This window comes from Enterobacter sp. SCRI0065 (genome assembly GCF_059766475.1).
Genome location: NZ_JCBAJB010000012.1, coordinates 22,044 through 45,573, shown reverse-complemented (window position 1 = coordinate 45,573; position 23,530 = coordinate 22,044). Strand labels below are relative to the sequence as shown.

Sequence of the window (23,530 nt, the reverse complement as noted above, 5' to 3'; positions counted from 1 at the left end):
ATTACTCTCCTTGAGCTTGAGCGGCGCTTTCAGGCGCAGGGGCGGCTGCATCTGGTTCCGCCGCCACGCCAGGCTGCGCCAGCAGGTTACGGACGCGCGTTTGCATGAGCTTTTCCAGAATCGGCTGGCTTTCCAGCGTGTCAGGCACATCCATGGTGATGTTCTGCTGACTGAGCTTGTCGATGTCATCAAGGAATGCCGTTGTGGTGGCGTCACTCGTATCGTAGTAAGCGCGTACCCACGTCGAAACACTATCCAGTGCCTGCTTATACGTCTCTTCCTGATGGCGTGGAACGGCCTGCGCCGCGACCAGCAGTCGGGAGCGAATATTTTCGCGCAGGTAGATATCTTGATTCGGCGCTAACAGCGGTACCGCAGTTTCATCGCGACGGCGAACGGTGATGAAACTGTCCATAAAGCTCTGCCAGCTTTTTTGCAGGTTGATGCGCCATTCGTTCAGCGAACTGGAGAGCTCGGTGCCGTCGGAATCCATCGGGGAATCGTCGTCGTTATTATCGGCCAGACGCAGATTATCAATCTGGTTTGAAAGCTGATTCACCTTGAGGATAATGCCGTCATAATCCACCTGAGAAACGGCACCCAGGCTCGCAATATCTTGCGTGATGGCACGACGCGCGCTAATCAGGCTTGGGTCGTTCATATCTGCCAGGCTGGCATCTGCGCTTTTCAGCAGCGCAGCGGCAGTGGTCACATCCTGGTCGCTCCACAGCTTACGCCCGGCCATTTTCACCAGGAAATCGGCCTGTGACAGCAGCCAGGTTTTTGCGTCAGTGCCAGAAATAGTCGCGACTTTTTCTTGCACTTCGCCGAGCTGTTTCGTCAGCTCTTCCTGCCGGGTATTGGCCTCGGTAAGCTGGGTCGCCTGCTGCTTAATGACGCCCTCAAACTCGGTCTTTTGCGTCTCCTGCGCTTTTTGCAGGGCGCTAATTTGATTGATCAGCGCATCGCTGGTCACAGACTGATTGGTGGCTTGTTTCTTCACCAGTCCGTACAGGCCGACACCGGCTGCGAGTGCAATAGCGATCGCGATGGCGCTTAGCGCCAGGCTCGTTTTATTGCTGCCGTTTTTTTTCTCAATTGTTTTCTCAGTCGTTTCTGACTGTGGTTTAACTTCCACAGTCTCCCTGGTTTCTTCAACCACGGCGGAGGATTTTTCTTGTTCCGTCATTATGGCTTCCCATTATGAGATTATTGTAATGCGCGCAGCAGCGCATCGTTGTCGGCATTCTCAGCGATCAGAATATCTTGCCAGCCCAGCTCCCGGGCCAGATTCGCCAGACGCTCGCTGACGACCAGCAGTCGGCAGCGGAGTAACCAGTTGTCACGATACCATTCCGGGACTAGCGACCAGAGCTGATGCAGCATTTCGCCACTGGTGATCACCAGTGTGTTTACGCCACGTGCCTTCCAGCGCATCGCTTCTTGCGCACCGTCATAATATTTTGCACAGCGCTGATAACATTCGCAGAAGGTGACGTCGGCACCACGGGCGGTTAACGTTTCACCCAGCAGTTCACGACCGCCATTACCGCGGAGTATGAGCGCTCGCTTGCCCGCAATAGTTTGTAATTCAGGTAATTGTAGCAAGACTTCGCTGATTTCCCGATCTAACGGATAGCGAACGTCAATTCCGCTGACGGTATGTAATGCCAGCGCGGTGGTGCGCCCAATGGCGAAATAATGTGGGGCTATCGGCCAGGTGTGGGCGTGTTGCTGTAAATGCGCGTGGGCAAATTCCACCGCATGTTGCGATAAGGCGAAGACTAAATCACCTTCCTGCAGGGTGCTAAGATGGTCGAAGAGTGTGGGTAACTCCCGACCAGGGGAGAACTCAATTAACGGAAAGCTCCATGCCACCTGCCCCAGTGTGCGCAGACGGCTCACTAATTGTTCTCCTGCGGGAGAAGGGCGGGTGACGAGGATACTCATGCCGGTGGTTCTCCATTGTAAACATCCGCCAGGATCTCACGTGCGCCGTTATCGAGTAACTCTTCAGCAAGCGATACACCCAGCGTTTCTGCATCTTGTGGTTGTCCGCGACGTTCGCCGCGTACCATCTGTGAACCGTCCGGCGCGCCAACCAGCGCACGCAGCCAAAGCTCACCTTCAATCAATTCAGCATAGCTGCCAATAGGCACCTGACAGCCGCCCTCAAGACGCATGTTCATGGCACGTTCTGCTTTTACGCGGATGGCCGTTTCATCATGGTTGAGCGGTGCCAGCAGCGTGCGGGTACGCTCATCGTCCAGACGACATTCAATACCGACTGCACCCTGGCCTACGGCAGGCAAGGACAGTTCAGGCGGCATGGCGACACGAACGCGCGATTCAAGACCCAGGCGCTTCAGGCCAGCGACCGCCAGAATAATGGCATCGTAATCACCGTTATCGAGTTTACCAAGGCGTGTGCCGACGTTTCCGCGCAGGGATCGAATAATCAGATCCGGGCGGCGTTCGGCCAACTGGCACTGGCGGCGTAAACTTGACGTGCCAACGACGCTACCAACAGGTAACTCATCGAGAGAAGCAAAATGATTGGAAACAAATGCGTCGCGGGGATCCTCACGCTCGCAAATGGTCACCAAACCTAAGCCGTCAGGAAATTCAACCGGGACGTCCTTCATCGAATGAACGGCGATATCGGCGCGGTTTTCAAGCAGTGCCACTTCCAGCTCTTTGACAAACAGACCTTTACCGCCCACTTTCGCCAGCGGTGTATCCAGAATAACGTCGCCGCGCGTGACCATTGGCACCAGTTCAACACGTAGGTCCGAATGGCAGGCTTCGAGGCGCTGCTTAACATAGTGTGCCTGCCAGAGCGCGAGTGGGCTTTGGCGTGTGGCAATTCTCAAAACATTGTCTAACATGCTTGTTACCGTCATTATCGTCCACTGTCCATCCTAACATTGTTGTCTCTGGGATGTCAGTTTTACGGTCAATGATGCAGTGAGGGACAAGGCGATGCATCGGTCATTCGCTACCGTATTAAGGAATTTACACCTGCAGAACGGTGCTACACTTTGTATGTAGTGCATCTTTCTTTACGGTCAACCGGCAAGGTGTTAGATTGATCACGTTTTAGACCATTTTTTCGTCTGTACCACTAAAATCATAAGGGCGAAAAAAGGTAACGGTTATCCTTTTGAAATACTGCGGGCCCGCAATCTTTTGATGTATTGAACGATTGCCACGTCCGGAAACATCAGGCGATATGTCTTGTACCTCTATATTGAGACTCTGAAACAGAGACTGGATGCCATAAATCAATTGCGTGTGGATCGCGCGCTTGCTGCCATGGGGCCTGCTTTCCAGCAGGTTTACAGTCTGCTGCCAACGTTATTGCATTATCACCATCCGCTGATGCCGGGTTACCTCGACGGTAACGTTCCCCAGGGCATCTGCCTTTTCACGCCTGATGAAACCCAACAGCACTATCTCAGCGAATTAGAACTCTACCGTGGCATGCCGCCACAGGAATCCCCAAAAGGCGAGCTGCCGATCACTGGCGTTTACTCAATGGGAAGTACCTCGTCGGTAGGGCAAAGCTGTTCTTCGGACCTCGATATCTGGGTCTGCCATCAATCCTGGCTCGACAACGATGAGCGCCAGCTATTGCAGCGCAAATGCAGCCTGCTTGAAAGCTGGGCCGCATCGCTTGGCGTAGAAGTCAGCTTCTTCCTGATTGATGAAAACCGATTCCGTCATAACGAAAGCGGCAGTCTGGGTGGCGAAGACTGTGGCTCAACCCAGCATATGCTGTTGCTGGACGAATTTTATCGCAGCGCCGTGCGTTTAGCGGGCAAGCGTATTCTGTGGAATATGGTGCCGTGCGAAGAAGAAGAACATTACGACGATTACGTGATGTCGCTCTATTCGCAGGGAGTGCTGACGCCGAATGAATGGATGGATCTGGGCGGCTTAAGCACGCTATCCGCTGAAGAGTACTTTGGTGCAAGCCTGTGGCAGCTCTATAAAAGCATCGACTCACCGTACAAAGCGGTGTTGAAAACGCTGCTGCTTGAAGCCTATTCGTGGGAATACCCTACGCCGCGTCTGTTGGCAAAAGACATCAAACAGCGTCTGCATGACGGAGAAATTGTCTCCTTCGGTCTTGATGCCTACTGCATGATGCTTGAACGCGTGACCGAATATCTGAAAGCCATTGATGACCCCACGCGTCTCGACCTGGTGCGTCGATGTTTCTACTTAAAAGTCTGTGAAAAACTCAGTCGCGAACGTGCATGCGTTGGCTGGCGTCGTGAAGTGGTCAGTCAATTGGTGAAAGAGTGGGGATGGGACGAAGAACGTTTGTCCATGCTCGACAACCGCGCAAACTGGAAAATCGATCAAGTTCGTGAAGCGCACAACGAACTGCTTGATGCGATGATGCAGAGTTACCGTAACCTGATCCGCTTTGCTCGTCGCAATAACCTCAGCGTTTCCGCCAGCCCGCAGGATATCGGTGTATTAACCCGTAAGCTGTACGCGGCATTTGAAGCGCTGCCGGGCAAAGTGACGCTGGTGAACCCGCAAATTTCGCCGGATCTCTCAGAACCCAATCTGACCTTTATTTATGTCCCACCGGGTCGTGCGAACCGTACCGGCTGGTATTTGTACAACCGTGCGCCAAGCATGGATTCGATCGTCAGCCATCAGCCGCTGGAATATAACCGTTATCTTAACAAGCTGGTGGCCTGGGCCTGGTTTAACGGCCTGCTGACTTCTCGCACCCGTCTGTTTATCAAGGGCAATGAGGTTGTCGATTTAGCCAAGCTGCAGGAAATGGTTGCCGATGTGTCGCACCACTTCCCGCTGCGCCTGCCTTCTCCAACACCAAAAGCGCTCTACAGCCCATGCGAAATCCGTCATCTGGCGATTATCGTCAACCTTGAATACGACCCGACGACCGCGTTCCGTAACCAGGTTGTCCATTTCGATTTCCGCAAGCTGGATGTCTTCAGCTTTGGCGAGCAGCAAAACTGCCTGATAGGCAGCGTTGATCTGCTGTACCGCAACTCGTGGAATGAAGTGCGCACGCTGCACTTCAACGGCGAGCAGGCGATGATTGAAGCGCTGAAAACGATTCTCGGCAAAATGCATCAGGATGCCGCGCCGCCGGACAGCGTTGAGGTCTTCTGCTACAGCCAGCATTTGCGCGGCCTGATCAGAACGCGCGTGCAGCAACTGGTATCGGAATGCATCGAACTGCGTCTTTCCAGCACCCGTCATGAAACCGGCCGCTTTAAAGCGCTGCGCGTTTCCGGCCAAACGTGGGGTCTGTTCTTCGAACGTCTGAACGTCTCCGTACAGAAACTGGAAAACGCGATTGAGTTCTATGGCGCGATTTCGCACAACAAGCTGCACAGCCTGTCGGTACAGGTCGAAACCAACCCGGTTAAACTGCCTCAGGTCATCGATGGCTTTGCCAGTGAAGGGATTATCCAGTTCTTCTTTGAAGAGGCGGATGATGAGTCTGGATTCAATATCTACATTCTGGATGAGACCAATCGCGCGGAGGTCTATCACCACTGCGAGGGCAGCAAAGAGGATTTAGTCCGCGATGTCAGTCGTTTCTATTCTTCTTCGCACGATCGTTTTACCTACGGTTCAAGCTTCATCAACTTCAATCTGCCGCAGTTCTATCAGATTGTAAAAGTCGATGGACGCGCGCAGGTCATTCCGTTCCGCAATCAGGCTATCACACCAGTGGTGCCCGCCAATCAGGACGCCAATACGCCGCTGTTGCAGCAGTATTTTTCCTGAGGCTTTTAGCCGGGTGACGCTTACGCTTACCCGGCCTACGGTCCGAGCTTATCTGAAACTGACTTTCTCGCCTGCCTGCGTGGTAGCAGCCTGCTCCAGTACATCCCAGAACAACTCACCGCTGCGATCGCAAACCCAGTCGTCACCTTTCAGATTGAAGTGGTAACCACCTTGTTTGGTTGCGAGCCAAACCTGGTGAAGCGGTTCCTGGCGGTTAATAATAATTTTGCTGCCATTCTCAAAGCTTAAGGTCAGTACGCCACCGTTGATTTCACAATCGATATCGCTGTCGCCATCCCAGTCGTCCAGGTGCGCTTCAATGGTCTGCCACAGGGTATCGGCGAGGCGATGGAATTCACTGTCATTCATGGTTATGTTCCTGTTTTTCGTGATGGCGGCAGTATAACGCTAAATAATTCCCGTTGCAGGAAAGCGGCAAACTCTTGCTTTTGTGCCTCCTCCTGCGATGATAGAAAACAGAAAGCATGAACTTACGGGCAACTTATCATGAAAAACGTTTTCCGAACGCTTGCCGTTCTCATCACTCTGTTTAGTCTGACCGGTTGTGGGCTGAAGGGACCGCTCTATTTCCCTCCTGCTGATAAAACCGCGCCGCCACCGACAAAACCGGTCAATAGTCAGATTGAGTCCTCTACGCCGGTCAGCAACGATCGCGGCGATAATGGTGGCCCAAGCCAGGTGAACTACTGATAATCACGTTCTGTACCCGCGCAGTGGAGTAGATGATGCAGTTCTCTAAAATGCATGGCCTTGGCAACGATTTTATGGTCGTCGACGCGGTAACGCAGAATGTCTTTTTTTCCCCGGAGCTGATTCGCCGTCTTGCGGATCGACATCTGGGCGTTGGCTTTGACCAGCTTCTGGTCGTCGAACCGCCTTACGATCCGGATCTCGATTTTCATTACCGCATTTTCAACGCTGACGGCAGCGAAGTGTCACAGTGTGGCAACGGCGCGCGCTGTTTCGCCCGCTTTGTACGGCTGAAAGGGTTGACCAACAAGCGTGACATTCGGGTCAGTACGGCGAATGGCCGCATGGTGTTAACCGTTACTGAAGACGAGCTGGTGCGGGTGAATATGGGCGAGCCTAATTTCGAGCCATCCGCCGTCCCGTTCCGCGCCATCAAAGCGGAAAAGACCTATATCATGCGGGCTTCCGAGCAGACAATATTGTGCGGCGTCGTCTCTATGGGCAATCCGCACTGTGTGATTCAGGTGGATGATGTTGATGTGGCCGCGGTAGAAACGGTGGGTCCGATGATGGAGAGCCACGATCGTTTTCCGGAGCGGGCCAACATCGGTTTCATGCAGGTGATGAAACGTGAACATATTCGCCTGCGCGTCTATGAGCGCGGCGCTGGCGAAACGCGAGCCTGTGGCAGCGGTGCCTGTGCTGCTGTGGCTGTCGGTATTTCTCAGGGGCTACTGGCAGAAGAGGTTCGTGTGGAATTACCGGGCGGTCGTCTTGATATCGCCTGGAAAGGTCCGGGACATCCGCTGTTTATGAGTGGCCCGGCGGCACATGTCTATGACGGGTTTATCCATCTATGAAGCAACCAGGGGAAGAACTGCAGGAACCTTTGACGGAACTGGATGATCGGGCTGTCGTTGATTATCTGCTGCACAATCCTGAGTTTTTTATCCGCAATGCACGCATCGTCGAACAGATGCGCGTGCCGCATCCAGTCCGTGAAACCGTATCACTGGTGGAATGGCACATGGCGCGATCGCGTAAGCACATCGACCAGCTTGAAGAGAATATGACGCTGCTTGCGGAACAGGCCAGCAGCAACGAAAGCCTGTTCTATCGTCTGCTTAATTTGCAGGCGAGGTTGGCCTCGGCGCACAGCCTGGAAGAGTTTCTCAGCCGCTTTCATCGTTGGGCGCGTGAGCTGGGTCTGGCTGGCGCGACAATTCGGCTGTTTCCCGACCGCTGGCGCATTGGTGCGCCGTCTGGATTCACCCATCTGGCGCTAAACCGTCAGGCCTTTGAACAGCTGCGTATTCAGCGTCTGGGGCATGAAAATCACTATCTCGGCCCGCTCAACGGTCCGGAGCTGCTGTTAGTTCTGCCCGAAGCCAAAGCGATAGGGTCGGTTGCGATGTCGTTGATGGGACGCGAAGGCGATCTGGGCGTGATGATATTTACCAGTCGTGACGCGCATCATTACGAGCAAGGCCAGGGTACGCATCTGCTGCAAGAGATTGCCCTAATGCTGCCAGAGCTGCTGGAGCGCTGGATTGAGCGCGTATGACCGATTCAGAGCTTGCGCCGTACGTCACCCGGTTTCTGCGCTATTTAGGCGTGGAGCGCCAACTCAGCCCGATAACGCTGCTTAACTATCAGCGTCAGCTTGATGCCATCATGCAGATTGCCGAAGAAACGGGCCTCAAAAGCTGGCCTCTCTGCGATGCAGCGACCGTTCGTTCATTTGTCGTGCGGAGTCGGCGCAAAGGATTAGGTCCCGCGAGTCTGGCGCTGCGGCTTTCTGCCTTGCGCAGTTTCTTTGACTGGCTGGTGAGCCAGGGCGAGTTAAAGGCCAATCCGGCAAAAGGTATTTCGACTCCTAAAGCCCCACGTCATTTACCCAAAAACATTGACGTTGATGATGTGAATCGCCTCCTGAATATCGATCTCAACGATCCGCTGGCGGTCCGCGATCGTGCCATGCTGGAAGTGATGTACGGCGCGGGTTTACGTCTTTCTGAGCTGGTTAATCTGGATCTTAAACATCTCGACCTGGATACGGGTGAAGTCTGGGTAATGGGCAAGGGCAGCAAAGAGCGCCGTTTGCCGATAGGCCGCAATGCGGTGAGCTGGATTGAACACTGGCTCGATTTACGCGGACTATTTGGTGCGGAAGAAAACGCGCTGTTTCTCTCTAAGCTCGGTAAACGTATCTCCGCGCGTAACGTGCAAAAGCGTTTCGCCGAGTGGGGCATCAAGCAGGGGCTGAATAGCCACGTCCATCCGCACAAGCTGCGTCACTCCTTTGCCACCCATATGCTCGAATCCAGCGGCGATCTGCGCGGTGTGCAAGAACTGCTGGGTCATGCCAATTTATCGACCACCCAAATCTATACCCATCTCGATTTCCAACACCTCGCCTCGGTGTATGACTCGGCGCATCCACGCGCCAAACGGGGGAAATAATGCGTTTTTACCGCCCTTTAGGTCAGATTTCTGCTCTTACCTTTGATCTTGATGACACGCTCTATGACAACCGACAGGTGATCTTGCGTACCGAGAAAGAATCGCTGTCGTTTGTGCAAAACTATCATCCATCGTTAAAAGCATTGCAAAACAAAGACTTTCAGCGCTTGCGTCAGGCACTGCGTGAAACCGAGCCGGAGATTTATCACGATGTCACCGAGTGGCGACGCCGTGCCGTTGAGCAGGCAATGCGCAATGCGGGCCTGAGTGCGCAAGACGCCGCGCGGGGCGCCGAAGCCTCGATGGCCAACTTTGCCAAATGGCGTAGCCGTATTGACGTGCCGCAAGAAACGCACGACACGCTGGCGAAGCTTGCCGAGAAATGGCCGCTGGTGGCGATCACCAACGGTAACGCGCAGCCGGAACTGTTCGGGCTTGGCGACTATTTCCAGTTTGTACTCCGCGCAGGTCCGCACGGGCGCTCCAAGCCGTTTAACGATATGTACTACCTTGCTGCAGAAAAACTCGATTTGCCGTTGGGCCACATCCTGCATGTGGGCGATGACCTGACCACCGACGTTGCCGGTGCGATCCGCTGTGGCATGCAGGCCTGTTGGATTAAGCCTGAAAATGCCGATCTCATGCAGACCTTCGATAGCCGCCTATTGCCGCACGTAGAAATTTCGCGGTTGGCATCCCTCACCACGCTGATATAATCACCAGCAGTATTGTATAAATCAACAGTATGTCCGGCTGGCAAACGCCGCCGGGCAGATGACTTCTGGCGGTGCCAATGGACGTTTCTTACCTGCTCGACAGCCTTAATGACAAACAACGTGAAGCGGTTGCCGCGACGCGTACCAATATGCTGGTGCTGGCTGGGGCGGGCAGTGGTAAGACGCGTGTGCTGGTACACCGTATCGCGTGGCTACAGAGCGTAGAAAACTGCTCGCCGTACTCGATTATGGCGGTCACGTTCACCAACAAAGCGGCAGCGGAGATGCGCCACCGTATCGCACAGCTGATGGGGTCAAACCAGGGCGGCATGTGGGTTGGTACTTTCCATGGTCTGGCGCACCGGCTGTTACGTGCGCACCATATGGATGCCAATCTCCCGCAAGATTTCCAAATCCTCGACAGCGAAGACCAGCTGCGTTTGCTGAAGCGTCTGATCAAAGCGATGAATCTGGACGAGAAGCAATGGCCGCCGCGTCAGGCGATGTGGTACATCAATGGCCAGAAAGACGAAGGGCTGCGACCGCACCATATCCAGAGCTTTGGCAACCCTGTTGAGCAAACCTGGCAGAAGGTCTATCAGGCCTATCAGGAAGCCTGCGATCGCGCCGGGCTGGTGGATTTCGCCGAGCTGCTGCTGCGCGCGCATGAGCTGTGGCTCAACAAACCGCATATTCTTCAGCATTACCGCGAACGCTTCACCAACATTCTGGTGGATGAATTCCAGGATACCAACAATATCCAGTACGCGTGGATCCGTATGCTGGCAGGTGATACCGGCAAGGTCATGATCGTCGGCGATGATGACCAGTCCATTTACGGTTGGCGCGGCGCGCAGGTAGAAAACATCCAGCGTTTCCTCAAGGACTTCCCCGGCGCAGAAACCATTCGTCTGGAGCAGAACTACCGTTCAACCAATAATATTCTGAGCGCGGCCAACGCTCTGATTGAGAATAACAACGGGCGTCTGGGCAAAAAACTGTGGACCGACGGCGTCGACGGCGAACCGATTTCTATCTACTGCGCGTTCAACGAATTGGATGAAGCGCGTTTCGTGGTAAACCGGATCAAAACCTGGCAAGACAACGGCGGTGCGTTGGAAAAATGCGCCATCCTCTATCGCAGCAACGCCCAGTCGCGTGTGCTGGAAGAGGCGCTGTTGCAGGTCAGTATGCCGTATCGCATTTATGGCGGCATGCGCTTCTTCGAACGTCAGGAAATCAAAGATGCGCTTTCGTATTTACGCCTGATCGCCAATCGTAATGACGATGCGGCGTTTGAGCGCGTGGTCAACACGCCTACGCGTGGAATCGGCGACCGTACGCTGGACGTTGTCCGTCAGGCCGCCCGTGAACGTCAACTGACGCTGTGGAAGGCCTGTCGTGAGTTGTTGCAGGAAAAGGCGTTAGCCGGGCGCGCGGCGAGTGCATTACAGCGCTTCCTCGAACTGATTGATGCATTGGCGCAGGAGACGGCCGATATGCCGCTGCATGTGCAAACCGACCGTGTCGTGAAGGATTCGGGCCTGCGCATGATGTACGAGCAGGAGAAAGGCGAAAAAGGCCAGACGCGTATTGAGAACTTAGAGGAACTGGTCACGGCAACGCGCCAGTTCAGCTACAACGAAGAAGATGAAGATTTGATGCCGCTGCAGGCGTTCTTGTCCCACGCTGCGCTTGAAGCGGGCGAAGGGCAGGCGGATACGTGGCAGGATGCGGTACAGCTGATGACGTTGCACTCGGCCAAAGGCCTTGAGTTCCCGCAGGTATTTATCGTGGGGATGGAAGAGGGCATGTTCCCGAGCCAGATGTCGCTGGATGAAGGCGGGCGGCTGGAAGAAGAACGTCGCCTGGCGTATGTGGGCGTGACGCGTGCAATGCAAAAGCTGACGTTGACCTACGCCGAAACCCGCCGTCTGTACGGCAAAGAGGTCTATCACCGTCCGTCGCGCTTTATTGGCGAATTGCCAGAAGCATGCGTAGAAGAAGTGCGCCTGCGAGCCAGTATCAGCCGTCCGGTGAACCATCAGCGAATGGGCACCCCGATTTCTGAGAACGACACCGGCTACAAGCTGGGTCAGCGTGTGCGCCATTCAAAATTTGGTGAAGGCACCATAGTGAATCTGGAAGGGAGTGGGGAGCACAGCCGCCTGCAGGTCGCGTTCCAGGGGCAGGGTATTAAATGGCTGGTGGCCGCTTATGCTCGTCTGGAAAATGTGTAACTTTCAGAAAAATATCATTATTTTGTCATAATCTGCTAGCCTTATTAACGGAAGGCGATTTATTGCTCTCCAGCGTTCCCCTGCGTGTTGACGCCAGTATTCATGCTGGCGTAACATGCGCGCACGATTACGCTAAGAGGACATTCGCCTTGGACACACCCAGTAAATACTGGCTCAATTCCCTGTCATCCAGGAACAACTCCTAAGGCTATCTCCTCCTGCTGATGGCCTTAGTGGTTGTCAGCGACAATAATTCCCGTCGCGCTGAGTCAGGCTTTTTAATGGTCTGAAACCCTTATTGTTTCTGTGTGCCCACCGAACTGTCCGATATTTTTTGCATTGGGAGTCCCGGTCATGTTGAGCGCATTTCAACTGGAAAATAACCGACTGATTCGGCTTGAAGCTGAAGAGTCACAGCCCCTCATTGACGCCGTATGGGTGGATCTGGTCGAGCCGGACGACGATGAACGCCTTCGCGTGCAATCTGAACTCGGACAAAGCCTGGCAACTCGTCCTGAACTGGAAGATATCGAAGCATCCGCGCGTTTTTTTGAAGATGAAGACGGTTTGCATATTCACTCCTTTTTCTTTTTTGAAGATGCGGAAGATCACGCCGGTAACTCCACCGTCGCCTTTACCATTCGTGATGGTCGTCTGTTCACCTTACGTGAGCGCGAATTGCCCGCTTTTCGTCTCTACCGTATGCGCGCCCGTAGTCAGGCGATGGTGGACGGCAATGCCTACGAGCTGCTGCTCGATCTCTTCGAAACCAAAATCGAACAGCTGGCGGATGAAATCGAAAACATCTATAGCGATCTGGAAAAGCTGAGCCGTGTCATCATGGAAGGCCATCAGGGCGATGAATACGACGAAGCGCTCTCCACGCTGGCGGAGCAGGAAGATATCGGCTGGAAGGTGCGTTTGTGTCTGATGGATACCCAGCGCGCGTTAAACTTCCTGGTGCGTAAGGCACGTTTACCGGGTGGTCAGCTGGAGCAGGCGCGTGAGATCCTGCGCGATATCGAATCTCTTCTGCCGCACAACGAATCCCTGTTCCAGAAGGTTAACTTCTTGATGCAGGCGGCGATGGGCTTTATCAACATCGAGCAGAACCGCATCATCAAGATCTTCTCAGTGGTCTCCGTGGTGTTCCTGCCGCCAACGCTTGTGGCATCAAGCTATGGGATGAACTTTGAGTTTATGCCAGAACTGACGTGGAGCTTTGGCTATCCGGGGGCGATTATCTTTATGCTGTTGGCCGGGCTGGCACCGTATCTGTACTTCAAGCGCCGTAACTGGCTGTGAGTAACAGGCCCTCTCCGGGCGGAGAGGGCAAAGACCTACAGTCCTTTCTTCACGCGACGCTGGGTATAAATGGCATCCGCGACAAATATTGCCAGCGCGACCCAGATAAACGCGAACGTTACCATCTTATCGGCACCTGGCACTTCACCATAGAACGTCACCGCCAGCAGGAACATCAGCGTTGGGCCGATGTACTGGAAGAAGCCCAGTGTGGAAAGGCGCAAGCGCGTTGCCGCGCCGGTAAAGCACAGCAACGGGATCGTGGTAACGACACCCGCAGCGATCAGCATCAGGTTCAGCGACATGGGGTTGCTACCCATATGGCTGGTGCTGCTGTCGGCAATGCCAAACAGATAGATTGCTGCCAACGGGAGCAACCACAGGGTCTCGAACAGCATTCCGGTCTGCGCTTCTACGGCAATTTTCTTACGCACCAGACCGTAGAACGCGAAGCTAAATGCCAGTCCCAGCGCAATGACAGGAAGGGAACCAAAGGTCCAGAGTTGCACCAGTACCCCGCAAAGCGCCAGAAGTACGGCCACCCATTGCATACGGCGGAAGCGTTCGCCGAGGAACAGCATTCCCAAAACAATATTTACCAGCGGGTTAATAAAATAACCGAGGCTGGCTTCAAGCATGTGGTTGTTATTCACGGCCCAAATGAACAGCAGCCAGTTTCCCCCGATCAGTACCGCAGACAGGGCAAGCAGGAAGACCTTTTTCGGTGTTTTCAGCAGCGTCTTCACGCCTGACCACTGGCGGCTCACGCTCATCAGCGCGACCATAAAGAAGAATGACCAGATGACGCGGTGGGTGAGAATTTCATCAGCCGGAACGTAGTAAATCAGCTTGAAGTAGGCGGGTGCAATGCCCCAAATAAAATAAGCGGCAAGGGCGAGTAAAACGCCCTGCCGCGTCTGTTTAGCATCCATCTGGATAATCCGTTACAAAAAAGTGAGCTAATTTTACCCGATTTTAGCGTCTCAACCCACCATATAAGTGGCGGTTGCGCTGGCGATGTAAACCTGTTCCTCGTTATGTAATTCGACGCGGGCGACGGCGACCTTGTTGCCCGCGCGTAGCAGGCTGCTGGTGGCGGTAAAGCGGTTGCCCCGGCCAGGACGCAGATAGTCGACGCGCAAATCAATGGTGCCCATACGGGACAGGCGCTGACGTAACTCATCTTCATTAATGGTGTCGTGGCGCGTCAAAGTGCTGCCCACGCAGACCAGCCCGGCCGCAACGTCCAGCGCTGAGGCAATCACGCCGCCATGGAGGATACTTTGCGCCCAGTTGCCCACCATCATCGGTTGATTGTTAAAGCTCATCTGAGCGAACCCCTTTTCGTAACGCTCCAGCTCCAGTCCCAGCGCCCGGTTAAACGGCATATGGTAAACAAAGATCTCTCCGACCAGTTTTAAAGCTTCTTCCGCGGTAAGCGTAGCTGACATGAAAAATTGCATCCTTGTTGTTAAATAATTGTTGATTTTATGCTTCAAGCAAAAGGATTACCACTTTCAGAAACGAGGAGGAGACGTGAATCAAGAAATAGGTAGAATACGTTCCACATAACTATTCACATTATTCTTATTTCGCAGGAGAGCACCACCGATGCGGACGTATCTGGGTTGGTTACTGGCGGCGGTTGCGCTGCCCTTCACGGCATTTGCGCAGGAAGCGACAGTCAAAGAAGTACATGATAAGCCCGCCGTTCACGGCAGTATTATCGCTAACATGCTTTTGGAGCATGATAATCCGTTCACGCTTTATCCGTATGACACGAACTATGTGATTTACACCCAAACCAACGACCTGAACAAAGAGGCGATAAGTTCTTACAACTGGTCTGATAACGCGCGCAAGGATGAAGTAAAGTTCCAGCTCAGCCTGGCCTTCCCGCTGTGGCGCGGTATTTTGGGACCCAACTCGGTTTTGGGCGCGTCTTACACGCAGAAATCCTGGTGGCAACTGTCCAACAAGGAAGAATCGTCCCCGTTCCGTGAAACTAACTACGAACCTCAGCTGTTCCTAGGTTTCGCGACCGATTATGAGTTTGCTGGCTGGACCCTGCGCGACGTTGAAATGGGCTACAACCATGACTCGAACGGCCGCTCCGATCCGACATCCCGCAGCTGGAACCGACTTTACACCCGTCTGATGACGCAAAACGGCAACTGGATGGCTGAAGTGAAACCGTGGTACGTCATTGGTGACACCGACGATAATCCGGATATCACCAAATACATGGGTTATTACCAGCTGAAAGTGGGTTATCAGTTGGGTGACGCGGTGTTGAGCGTGAAAGGGCAGTATAACTGGAACACTGGCTACGGCGGCGCGGAAATGGGCTTAAGCTATCCTGTCACTAAGCATGTCCGCCTCTATACTCAAGTGTATAGCGGTTACGGTGAGTCGCTTATCGACTATAACTTCAACCAGACGCGCGTAGGCGTGGGCGTGATGTTGAACGATATTTTCTAAGTCCGTCTCGGGCGCTGCAACAGCGCCCGATTGTTTTTAACGATGACTTACCTGGTATGAGCTCTCGCTTGCTTAATGGCGTCATCATCAAAAATATTTTGCTCATAATTGTCGGTTTTATTTTTGACTCTGTATATTTTCCAACCATTCCCTTCGTGTTTGAGATAGACCATCAGTTGTAAATATTTTCCCTCTTCAATACCAATACTGACGGGTACGGAGACGCTATCAGCTTGCGGGGATGCTTTGCCAACCTTTAACGCAGCGACCCATTCAGGGGCGTAATCCTGGCAGTATGTGAAATAGTCAGAGTCCAGAATGCCCTGTTCATAAATTTGGTGAAGATCGGCAATTCGCGCCGCTGTATCGGCGGCAATGTATTTTCCGATCAACGGTGAGTTATCAGCCATTGGGGAGTGCTCAGCATTTACGGGGTCAAAATCCGCAAAGGCCCGAAGATATTGCTGATAAAAAGCCTGAACGACACTTTCTGGAGATTGGTTTTTTGGCTCGCTGCAGGCGGGCAACATCAAGGTAATCAAGGCGAGTAACAATCCTTTGAGCATTATCTTTTCCTTAGGTTTAACTGCTAAATAGACGCTCATTGTGCAAAAAGTAGTTATGCAATTAATGCTATAATAAAATCAAATAAATCATTGCGTTACATGTGATTGCTAAATGCCGTTATGATCTAAAAAGGCAGGGGTATAGTTGACGATGTAATTTGCTCTAACAGGATCGCAAATTTATACCGCCGAAGAGAACTGAGTCGAATTTCTTCTTGTTAGCGTTTATCATGCTCAACCTTCGGGCTGATTTTTTGTTCGTTCAATGTTTTATTTCAGGCAAATGGGGTTAACGTGGCGCAGGCGGAAGTAATGAATCAGGAATCGCTGGCTAAGCAGGTTTTGCAGGAAACCTTCGGCTATCAGCAATTCCGTCCTGGCCAGGAAACCATCATTGAAACCGTGCTGGAAGGCCGCGATTGTCTGGTGGTGATGCCGACGGGCGGTGGGAAATCACTGTGCTATCAGGTTCCCGCGCTGGTGCTGAACGGCTTGACGGTGGTGGTATCCCCCCTCATCTCACTGATGAAGGATCAGGTGGACCAGCTACTGGCGAATGGCGTAGCCGCTGCCTGTATCAACTCGACTCAAACCCGCGAACAGCAGCAAGACGTCATGGCAGGATGCCGTAACGGGCAGATCCGCCTGCTGTATATCGCGCCGGAACGTCTGATGCTGGACAACTTCCTTGAGCATTTAGCGCACTGGAATCCGGTACTGCTGGCAGTGGATGAAGCGCACTGCATCTCTCAGTGGGGACACGACTTCCGCCCTGAATATGCCGCGCTCGGCCAGCTTCGTCAGCGTTTCCCGGCCCTGCCATTTATGGCGCTCACGGCGACAGCAGACGACACCACGCGTCAGGACATCGTCCGCCTGTTAGGACTTAACGATCCGTTTATCCAGGTCAGCAGCTTCGATCGCCCTAACATTCGCTATATGCTGATGGAAAAATTCAAGCCGCTGGACCAGCTTCTGCGCTACGTGCAGGAGCAGCGCGGCAAGTCCGGTATCATCTACTGCAACAGCCGTGCGAAGGTGGAAGACACCGCCGCACGTCTGCAAAATCGCGGCTTTAGCGCGGCGGCCTATCATGCTGGGTTAGAAAACCATATCCGCGCCGACGTGCAGGAAAAATTCCAGCGTGACGATCTGCAAATCGTTGTCGCTACCGTGGCGTTCGGGATGGGCATCAATAAACCCAACGTGCGCTTTGTGGTGCACTTCGACATCCCGCGTAATATCGAGTCCTACTATCAGGAAACCGGTCGTGCCGGGCGCGATGGCCTGCCTGCCGAAGCAAGGCTGTTTTACGATCCAGCGGATATGGCGTGGCTACGTCGCTGTCTCGAAGAGAAGCCGCAAGGGCCGCTCCTGGATATCGAACGTCACAAGCTCAACGCGATGGGCGCATTTGCCGAAGCGCAAACCTGCCGCCGCCTGGTGCTGCTAAACTATTTTGGTGAAGGGCGTCAGGAGTCGTGCGGCAACTGCGATATCTGTCTCGACCCGCCAAAGCAATACGACGGTCTGATGGATGCGCGTAAGGCGCTTTCCACTATCGGGCGCACCAACCAGCGCTTTGGGATGGGCTACGTGGTGGAAGTGCTGCGTGGCGCAAATAACCAGCGTATCCGCGAGATGGGCCACGATAAGCTGCCGGTTTACGGCATTGGCAAAGAACAAAGCCATGAACACTGGGTCAGCATTATTCGCCAGCTCATCCACCTCGGATTTGCCACACAAAATATTGCACAGCACTCTGCGCTCCAGCTTACCGAAGCCGCACGTCCGGTACTGCGCGGTGATATCGAACTGAAACTTGCTGTGCCACGCGTGATCGCGCTTAAGCCGCGTGTGATGCAGAAATCCTACGGCGGTAACTATGACCGTAAGCTGTTTGCCAAACTGCGTAAGCTGCGTAAAGCCATCGCCGATGAAGAGAATATCCCGCCTTATGTGGTCTTTAACGACGCGACGCTGATTGAAATGGCCGAGCAGATGCCACTGAGTGCTGGTGAAATGCTCAGCGTCAACGGCGTCGGTACGCGTAAGCTGGAGCGTTTTGGTAAAGAGTTTATGGCGTTAATCCGTTCGCATGCTGACGGTGATGATGAGGAGTAGTCAGACCGGCTGAAAAGTGCCAGGATGATGACTCACAAAACTCTTTCCCCGCGAGTAAATTATGGTAATGCTATTTCTCACCGTGGCGTTGGTGCATATCGTTGCGCTGATGAGCCCTGGCCCAGATTTCTTCTTCGTCTCGCAGACGGCTGTCAGCCGTTCCCGCAAAGAGGCGATGATGGGTGTGCTCGGGATTACTATGGGCGTAATGGTCTGGGCTGCGGTTGCACTGCTTGGCCTGAACTTGATCCTCGCAAAAATGGCCTGGCTGCATAACATCATCATGGTCGGCGGTGGTTTATACCTGTGCTGGATGGGCTACCAGATGCTGCGCGGGGCGTTGAAGAAAGAACAAAAAGCACCGGAAGAGCCGAAGGTTGAACTCGCGACGGGCGGGCGCAGCTTTTTGAAAGGTTTACTCACGAATCTCGCCAACCCAAAAGCGATTATTTACTTTGGTTCCGTCTTTTCGTTATTCGTGGGCGATGACGTCGGCGCGGGTGCGCGCTGGGGTATTTTCCTGCTGATCGTCGTGGAAACCTTTGCGTGGTTTACCGTGGTGGCAAGTCTGTTTGCCATGCCTGCGATGCGTCGTGGTTATCAGCGTATGGCGAAGTGGATCGACGGCTTTGCCGGCGCACTGTTCGCCGGCTTCGGTATTCACCTCATCATCTCTCGCTAAGCATGACGCGCTGACGCAAGCAGCGCACCCACCAGCATAAACAGCGAACCAAAGATCTTATTCAGGGCCTTCATTTGCTTAGGCCCTTTGATCCAGCCCGTAATCCGCTGCGCCAGCGTCGCGTAACCAATCATCACAATAATATCGACAATAATCGTCGTCGCGCCGAGCACGACGTACTGCATCACCTGCGGCTGATGAGGGACGATAAACTGCGGGAACAGGGCGGCAAGAAAGACGATACTTTTCGGGTTGGTCAGGTTCACGAACACCGCGCGCTTAAAGAGACGCCCGCGCGTTTGCGTCTGAGCGAGGGTGTTCAAATCAATCGACCCCGCCGCGCGCCACTGCTGGATCCCCAGCCAAATCAGATAGGCCGCACCGGCCCACTTCAGCACTTCAAATGCCATTACCGAACGCGAGAACAACGTCCCCAGACCAATGCCAACCAGCACGATATGAATGCCCAGCCCGGTCTGCAAACCGGCGATGGACGCCACTGCCCCACGATAGCCGTGGTTGATGGAGGTGGTCATGGTATTGATCGCGCCCGAGCCTGGTGAAAGGCTCAGGATGATGGATGTCAGCAGGTAAGCGAACCACCACTCTAAGGTCATTTGAAACTCCCGAATCGTCTATTTTTATGCCACAATACGCTATTGTTGAGTCATTTTGTGATGCTTCACAAAAAAACGATATTCCGTGGCTTACAGGGGCAGAAACCCAATGTTTCAGCAGAAAAAGGACTGGGAAACACGCGAGAACGCATTTGCTGCTTTCTCCATGGGGCCGCTGACCGATTTCTGGCGTCAGCGCGAAGAAGCCGAGATCGCAGGCGTGGACAATGTTCCGGTACGCTTTGTGCGTTTTCGGGATAAAAAAAACGATCGGGTGATCGTGGTTTGTCCGGGTCGCATTGAGAGTTACGTCAAGTACGCTGAACTGGCGTACGATCTGTTCCATCTTGGTTTTGATGTGTTGATCATCGATCACCGTGGGCAGGGGCGTTCCGGGCGATTATTGTCGGATTCGCATCGCGGTCATGTGGACAACTTCAGCGATTACGTCGACGATCTCGCCGCGTTCTGGCAGCAGGAAGTGCAGCCGGGCCCGTGGCGTAAACGCTATATCCTCGCGCACTCGATGGGCGGCGCGATTGCGACGCTGTTTTTACAACGTCATCCGCATCAGTGTGATGCGATTGCATTGACCGCACCGATGTTTGGCATCGTCATGCGATTTCCCGACTGGATGGTGCGCCATATTCTCGACTGGGCTGAGGGCCATCAGCGCATTCGTGAAGGCTACGCCATGGGAACGGGACGCTGGCGGGCATTGCCGTTTGCCCTCAACGTGTTGACCCACAGCCGGCAGCGTTATCGCCGCAACCTGCGCTTTTACGCCGATGAACCGCGCTTACGCGTCGGTGGCCCAACTTACCATTGGGTGCGCGAAGGCATACTCGCGGGCGAATCCGCGCTGGCAGGGGTTAGCGATGATGCTACGCCGACATTATTGATTCAGGCGGAAGAGGAGCGTGTGGTGGACAACCGCATGCATGAACGCTTCTGCGAACTGCGCGCCGCCGCCGGACACCCTTGTGAAGGGAATAAACCGCTGGTCATAAACGGTGCGTACCATGAGATCCTTTTTGAAAAGGACGCCATGCGCTCAGTCGCGCTCAACGCCATTGTTGAATTTTTCGACAGGCATAACTGATTTTCTATTGAGGTTAAATTCCCCTATGTACCAGGTTGTTGCATCTGACTTAGATGGCACGTTGCTTTCCCCCGACCACACCCTGTCGCCTTTCGCGAAAGAGACCTTAAAACTCCTGACTGCCCGCGGTGTGAACTTTGTTTTCGCGACGGGCCGCCACCACGTGGACGTGGGGCAGATTCGCGATAACCTGGAAATCAAAGCCTATATGATCACCTCCAACGGTGCGCGCGTGCACGATACCGATGGCAATCTGATCTTCACTCATAACCTGGACCGCGACATCGCCGCCGATCTGTTCGGCGTGGTGCATAGCAACCCGGATATCGTCACCAACGTGTATCGCAACGATGACTGGTTTATGAACCGCCATCGCCCGGATGAAATGCGTTTCTTCAAAGAAGCGGTATTCAACTACACGCTGTATGAACCAGGCCTGCTGGAGCCGGAAGGGATCAGCAAAGTGTTCTTCACCTGCGAAAAGCACGAAGATCTGCTGCCGCTGGAGCAGGCGATTAATGCGCGCTGGGGCGATCGGGTGAACGTCAGCTTCTCCACTCTGACCTGTCTGGAAGTGATGGCGGGCGGCGTATCCAAAGGCCACGCGCTGGAAGCGGTTGCGAAGCGTATGGGCTTTGAACTGAAAGACTGCATCGCGTTTGGCGATGGCATGAACGATGCTGAGATGCTCTCCATGGCGGGCAAAGGCTGCATCATGGAAAACGCGCACCAGCGTTTGAAAGATTTGCACCCTGAGCTAGAAGTGATTGGCACTAACGGCGATAACGCCGTGCCGAACTATCTGCGTAAGCTGTTCCTTGAATAATTCTCACAACGTCACGACTGGTTGATTATTGGTCAGTTGTCAACTGAATAGTCCGCTACAATGCCTATCCTTCTTTCTGAGAGACAAGCATTGTGGCGCTACTCATTATCACCACTATTCTGTGGGCCTTCTCATTCAGCCTGATCGGTGAATACCTTGCCGGGCACGTCGATAGTTATTTCTCCGTACTGATGCGGGTAGGGCTTGCGGCGCTGGTCTTCCTGCCGTTCCTGCGCACGCGTGGGCAAACGCTCAAAACCATTCTGCTGTACATGCTGGTGGGCGCGTTGCAGCTCGGTATCATGTATCTGTTCAGCTTCCGGGCGTATATCTACCTGTCGGTATCGGAATTCCTGCTGTTCACGGTGTTGACGCCACTCTATATCACGCTGATTTACGACCTGCTGAGCAAGCGCCGCTTGCGCTGGGGCTATCTGCTGAGTGCGCTTCTGGCGGTGGCGGGTGCGGCGATCATTCGCTACGACAAAGTGAGCGATCACTTCTGGACCGGTCTGATGTTTGTCCAGCTTGCCAACATAAGTTTTGCCATCGGTATGGTCGGCTACAAGCGCCTGATGGAAACGCGTCCGATGCCGCAGCATAACGCTTTTGCCTGGTTCTATATGGGCGCGGCTATTGTCGCGGTGGCGGCGTGGTTTATGCTCGGCAATCCGCAAAAGCTGCCAACCACCACGGTACAGTGGAGCGTGCTGATTTGGTTAGGCGTGGTCGCGTCTGGACTGGGTTACTTTATGTGGAACTACGGCGCTACGCAGGTAGACGCCGGGACGCTGGGCATTATGAATAACGTTCATGTGCCCGCTGGCCTGCTGGTTAACCTTGCTATCTGGCAGCAGCAACCGCACTGGCCGAGCTTTATTATTGGGGGAACGGTAATCCTGGCTTCGCTGTGGGTGCATCGCCGTTGGGTCGCTCCGCGCTCCGAACAAACGGCAAATGATCGCAAGCGTGGTTCCGCGCTGAGCGAATAAACGCCTCCGTAATCGGCTGACGCTGCTCGCCATCGCGCACGGCAGCGTACAGTCGGCTCCATAATCCCTCGCCCAGGGTTTTAGTCACCACCAGACCCTGGCGCTCAAAACTCTCGACCACCCAATGCGGCAGCGCGGCGATACCCATTCTCGCGGCCACCATCTGGATCAGCAGCAGTGTGTTATCCACGCTCTTCAAATTGGGGCTAATGCCCGCCGGTTGCAGGAAGTGACGCCAGATATCCAGACGACTGCGCTGCACCGGATAAATCAGCAGCGTTTCGGTCGCCAAGTCTTCCGGCGTAACGCGCGTTTTGGCCGCTAGTGGGTGATCCGGAGCCAGCACCAGGCGCACTTCGTAATCAAACATCGGCGAATAATGCAGGCCGCTGCGAGGCAGAATATCGGAGGTCAACACCAGGTCCAGCTCGCCTTGCTGAAGCGACGGCTGCGGATCAAAGGTCACGCCCGATTTAAAATCCATCTCCACCTGCGGCCAGCTTTGGCGAAAATTCTCCAGTGCGGGCGTCAGCCACTGAATACAGCTGTGACACTCAATCGCGATGCGCAGCTTAGTCTGCTGTGGCTCATTGCAGGCCTGTAGTGCGGTGGCGATTTGCGGCAGCACCTGATTTGCCAGTTGAAGCAGCACTTCACCCTGCGGCGTAAAGCGCAGCGGCTGGCTCTTACGCACGAACAGACGAAAGCCAAGGCGTTGTTCCAGATCGCTGAACTGGTGAGAAAGGGCGGATTGGGTCTGATGCAGCGTGGCCGCAGCCGCCGCGAGAGAACCGCAGTTCCGCAACGCTTGTAGCGTTTTCAGGTGTTTTATCTCGATCATGAAAGTCCTTCACTTCGCCATGAACATTTTGCGCTTGAGGAATATACAGTAACTGTCAATTATGGATGTGTAAACATCTG

General features: G+C 54.0%; 24 protein-coding genes. 15 read left to right on the top strand and 9 right to left on the bottom strand.

What is annotated here, in order from left to right; genetic code table 11:
- Nucleotide 1: 1 nt before the first annotated feature.
- From hemX to hemC, 3 genes are read right to left on the bottom strand one after another with little or no spacing between them, the layout of a single operon-like run.
- Entirely contained in the window at nucleotides 2-1,189 is a 1,188-nt protein-coding gene (hemX, locus tag AC6EMZ_RS21250; RefSeq protein ID WP_498404831.1) for a uroporphyrinogen-III C-methyltransferase, read from the bottom strand.
- Nucleotides 1,190-1,209: 20 nt separating this feature from the next.
- Nucleotides 1,210-1,950, bottom strand: a complete 741-nt coding sequence (gene hemD, locus AC6EMZ_RS21245; protein ID WP_498404829.1) for a uroporphyrinogen-III synthase — start codon at nucleotides 1,948-1,950, stop codon at nucleotides 1,210-1,212.
- Nucleotides 1,947-2,888: a hydroxymethylbilane synthase gene (gene hemC / locus AC6EMZ_RS21240; RefSeq protein ID WP_498404828.1), complete on the bottom strand. Its 942-nt coding sequence runs from the start codon at nucleotides 2,886-2,888 to the stop codon at nucleotides 1,947-1,949. Before hemC ends, hemD begins: the two co-directional genes overlap by 4 nt.
- Before the next feature lie 349 nt (nucleotides 2,889-3,237).
- Between hemC and cyaA the strand changes: the two genes are divergently transcribed.
- Entirely contained in the window at nucleotides 3,238-5,784 is a 2,547-nt protein-coding gene (cyaA, locus tag AC6EMZ_RS21235) for a class I adenylate cyclase (protein WP_498404827.1), read from the top strand.
- Between the two features lie 48 nt (nucleotides 5,785-5,832).
- On the opposite strand, the gene cyaY is transcribed toward cyaA, so the two are convergent.
- On the bottom strand, nucleotides 5,833-6,153 hold the full coding sequence (gene cyaY / locus AC6EMZ_RS21230; RefSeq protein WP_498404825.1) for an iron donor protein CyaY: 321 nt from the start codon (nucleotides 6,151-6,153) through the stop codon (nucleotides 5,833-5,835).
- Nucleotides 6,154-6,291: 138 nt separating this feature from the next.
- Here cyaY and lptM point away from each other — a divergent pair, with 138 nt between their 5' ends.
- The 8 genes from lptM (at nucleotide 6,292) to corA (ending at nucleotide 13,219) form a co-directional block, all read left to right on the top strand.
- On the top strand, nucleotides 6,292-6,495 hold the full coding sequence (lptM, locus tag AC6EMZ_RS21225; protein ID WP_498404824.1) for an LPS translocon maturation chaperone LptM: 204 nt from the start codon (nucleotides 6,292-6,294) through the stop codon (nucleotides 6,493-6,495).
- Between the two features lie 35 nt (nucleotides 6,496-6,530).
- Nucleotides 6,531-7,355, top strand: coding sequence for a diaminopimelate epimerase (dapF, locus tag AC6EMZ_RS21220; RefSeq protein ID WP_498404858.1), 825 nt, complete (start codon nucleotides 6,531-6,533; stop codon nucleotides 7,353-7,355).
- Nucleotides 7,352-8,059 carry a DUF484 domain-containing protein gene (locus tag AC6EMZ_RS21215; RefSeq protein WP_498404823.1) on the top strand — a complete coding sequence of 236 codons (708 nt, stop codon included), beginning with the start codon at nucleotides 7,352-7,354 and terminating at the stop codon, nucleotides 8,057-8,059. The genes dapF and AC6EMZ_RS21215 overlap by 4 nt, the downstream gene beginning before the upstream one ends.
- On the top strand, nucleotides 8,056-8,958 hold the full coding sequence (xerC, locus tag AC6EMZ_RS21210; protein ID WP_498404822.1) for a tyrosine recombinase XerC: 903 nt from the start codon (nucleotides 8,056-8,058) through the stop codon (nucleotides 8,956-8,958). The genes AC6EMZ_RS21215 and xerC overlap by 4 nt, the downstream gene beginning before the upstream one ends.
- A complete protein-coding gene (yigB, locus tag AC6EMZ_RS21205) occupies nucleotides 8,958-9,674 on the top strand; it encodes a 5-amino-6-(5-phospho-D-ribitylamino)uracil phosphatase YigB (protein ID WP_498404821.1) in 717 nt (238 codons plus the stop codon). The genes xerC and yigB overlap by 1 nt, the downstream gene beginning before the upstream one ends.
- A 77-nt stretch (nucleotides 9,675-9,751) precedes the next feature.
- Nucleotides 9,752-11,914, top strand: coding sequence for a DNA helicase II (gene uvrD / locus AC6EMZ_RS21200; RefSeq protein WP_498404820.1), 2,163 nt, complete (start codon nucleotides 9,752-9,754; stop codon nucleotides 11,912-11,914).
- Nucleotides 11,875-12,120, top strand: a complete 246-nt coding sequence (ysgD, locus tag AC6EMZ_RS21195) for a YsgD/CorL family protein (RefSeq protein WP_498404819.1) — start codon at nucleotides 11,875-11,877, stop codon at nucleotides 12,118-12,120. The genes uvrD and ysgD overlap by 40 nt, the downstream gene beginning before the upstream one ends.
- 148 nt (nucleotides 12,121-12,268) lie before the next feature.
- Nucleotides 12,269-13,219 carry a magnesium/cobalt transporter CorA gene (corA, locus tag AC6EMZ_RS21190; RefSeq protein ID WP_498404818.1) on the top strand — a complete coding sequence of 317 codons (951 nt, stop codon included), beginning with the start codon at nucleotides 12,269-12,271 and terminating at the stop codon, nucleotides 13,217-13,219.
- 35 nt (nucleotides 13,220-13,254) lie between these two features.
- Here corA and rarD read toward each other — a convergent pair whose 3' ends face one another.
- The gene (rarD, locus tag AC6EMZ_RS21185; protein ID WP_498404817.1) at nucleotides 13,255-14,151 is read right to left on the bottom strand and encodes an EamA family transporter RarD; all 897 of its coding nucleotides are present in this window, start codon (nucleotides 14,149-14,151) and stop codon (nucleotides 13,255-13,257) included.
- 51 nt (nucleotides 14,152-14,202) lie between these two features.
- Nucleotides 14,203-14,670, bottom strand: coding sequence for an acyl-CoA thioesterase YigI (yigI, locus tag AC6EMZ_RS21180; protein WP_498404815.1), 468 nt, complete (start codon nucleotides 14,668-14,670; stop codon nucleotides 14,203-14,205).
- Between the two features lie 160 nt (nucleotides 14,671-14,830).
- Here yigI and pldA point away from each other — a divergent pair, with 160 nt between their 5' ends.
- Nucleotides 14,831-15,700: a phospholipase A gene (gene pldA, locus AC6EMZ_RS21175; RefSeq protein WP_498404814.1), complete on the top strand. Its 870-nt coding sequence runs from the start codon at nucleotides 14,831-14,833 to the stop codon at nucleotides 15,698-15,700.
- 47 nt (nucleotides 15,701-15,747) lie between these two features.
- Here the strand turns inward: pldA and AC6EMZ_RS21170 are convergent, their stop codons facing one another.
- Nucleotides 15,748-16,266 (bottom strand): DUF3828 domain-containing protein, encoded by a 519-nt coding sequence (locus AC6EMZ_RS21170; RefSeq protein ID WP_498404812.1) that lies wholly within the window; start codon nucleotides 16,264-16,266, stop codon nucleotides 15,748-15,750.
- Nucleotides 16,267-16,560: 294 nt separating this feature from the next.
- On the opposite strand from AC6EMZ_RS21170, the gene recQ reads away from it, so the two are divergent.
- Both recQ and rhtC read left to right on the top strand, forming a co-directional pair.
- On the top strand, nucleotides 16,561-18,390 hold the full coding sequence (gene recQ, locus AC6EMZ_RS21165; RefSeq protein ID WP_498404811.1) for an ATP-dependent DNA helicase RecQ: 1,830 nt from the start codon (nucleotides 16,561-16,563) through the stop codon (nucleotides 18,388-18,390).
- A 61-nt stretch (nucleotides 18,391-18,451) separates the two neighbouring features.
- On the top strand, nucleotides 18,452-19,072 hold the full coding sequence (gene rhtC / locus AC6EMZ_RS21160) for a threonine export protein RhtC (protein ID WP_498404810.1): 621 nt from the start codon (nucleotides 18,452-18,454) through the stop codon (nucleotides 19,070-19,072).
- On the opposite strand, the gene rhtB is transcribed toward rhtC, so the two are convergent.
- Nucleotides 19,069-19,689: a homoserine/homoserine lactone efflux protein gene (gene rhtB, locus AC6EMZ_RS21155; RefSeq protein WP_498404808.1), complete on the bottom strand. Its 621-nt coding sequence runs from the start codon at nucleotides 19,687-19,689 to the stop codon at nucleotides 19,069-19,071. The genes rhtC and rhtB overlap by 4 nt on opposite strands.
- A 109-nt stretch (nucleotides 19,690-19,798) precedes the next feature.
- On the opposite strand from rhtB, the gene pldB reads away from it, so the two are divergent.
- The 3 genes from pldB (at nucleotide 19,799) to AC6EMZ_RS21140 (ending at nucleotide 22,609) form a co-directional block, all read left to right on the top strand.
- Nucleotides 19,799-20,791: a lysophospholipase L2 gene (gene pldB, locus AC6EMZ_RS21150; RefSeq protein ID WP_498404806.1), complete on the top strand. Its 993-nt coding sequence runs from the start codon at nucleotides 19,799-19,801 to the stop codon at nucleotides 20,789-20,791.
- Between the two features lie 25 nt (nucleotides 20,792-20,816).
- The gene (yigL, locus tag AC6EMZ_RS21145; protein ID WP_498404805.1) at nucleotides 20,817-21,617 is read left to right on the top strand and encodes a sugar/pyridoxal phosphate phosphatase YigL; all 801 of its coding nucleotides are present in this window, start codon (nucleotides 20,817-20,819) and stop codon (nucleotides 21,615-21,617) included.
- A 92-nt stretch (nucleotides 21,618-21,709) separates the two neighbouring features.
- Nucleotides 21,710-22,609 (top strand): carboxylate/amino acid/amine transporter, encoded by a 900-nt coding sequence (locus AC6EMZ_RS21140; protein WP_498404804.1) that lies wholly within the window; start codon nucleotides 21,710-21,712, stop codon nucleotides 22,607-22,609.
- Here the strand turns inward: AC6EMZ_RS21140 and metR are convergent.
- Nucleotides 22,497-23,450, bottom strand: coding sequence for an HTH-type transcriptional regulator MetR (gene metR / locus AC6EMZ_RS21135; protein WP_498404803.1), 954 nt, complete (start codon nucleotides 23,448-23,450; stop codon nucleotides 22,497-22,499). The genes AC6EMZ_RS21140 and metR overlap by 113 nt on opposite strands.
- Nucleotides 23,451-23,530: the final 80 nt, after the last annotated feature.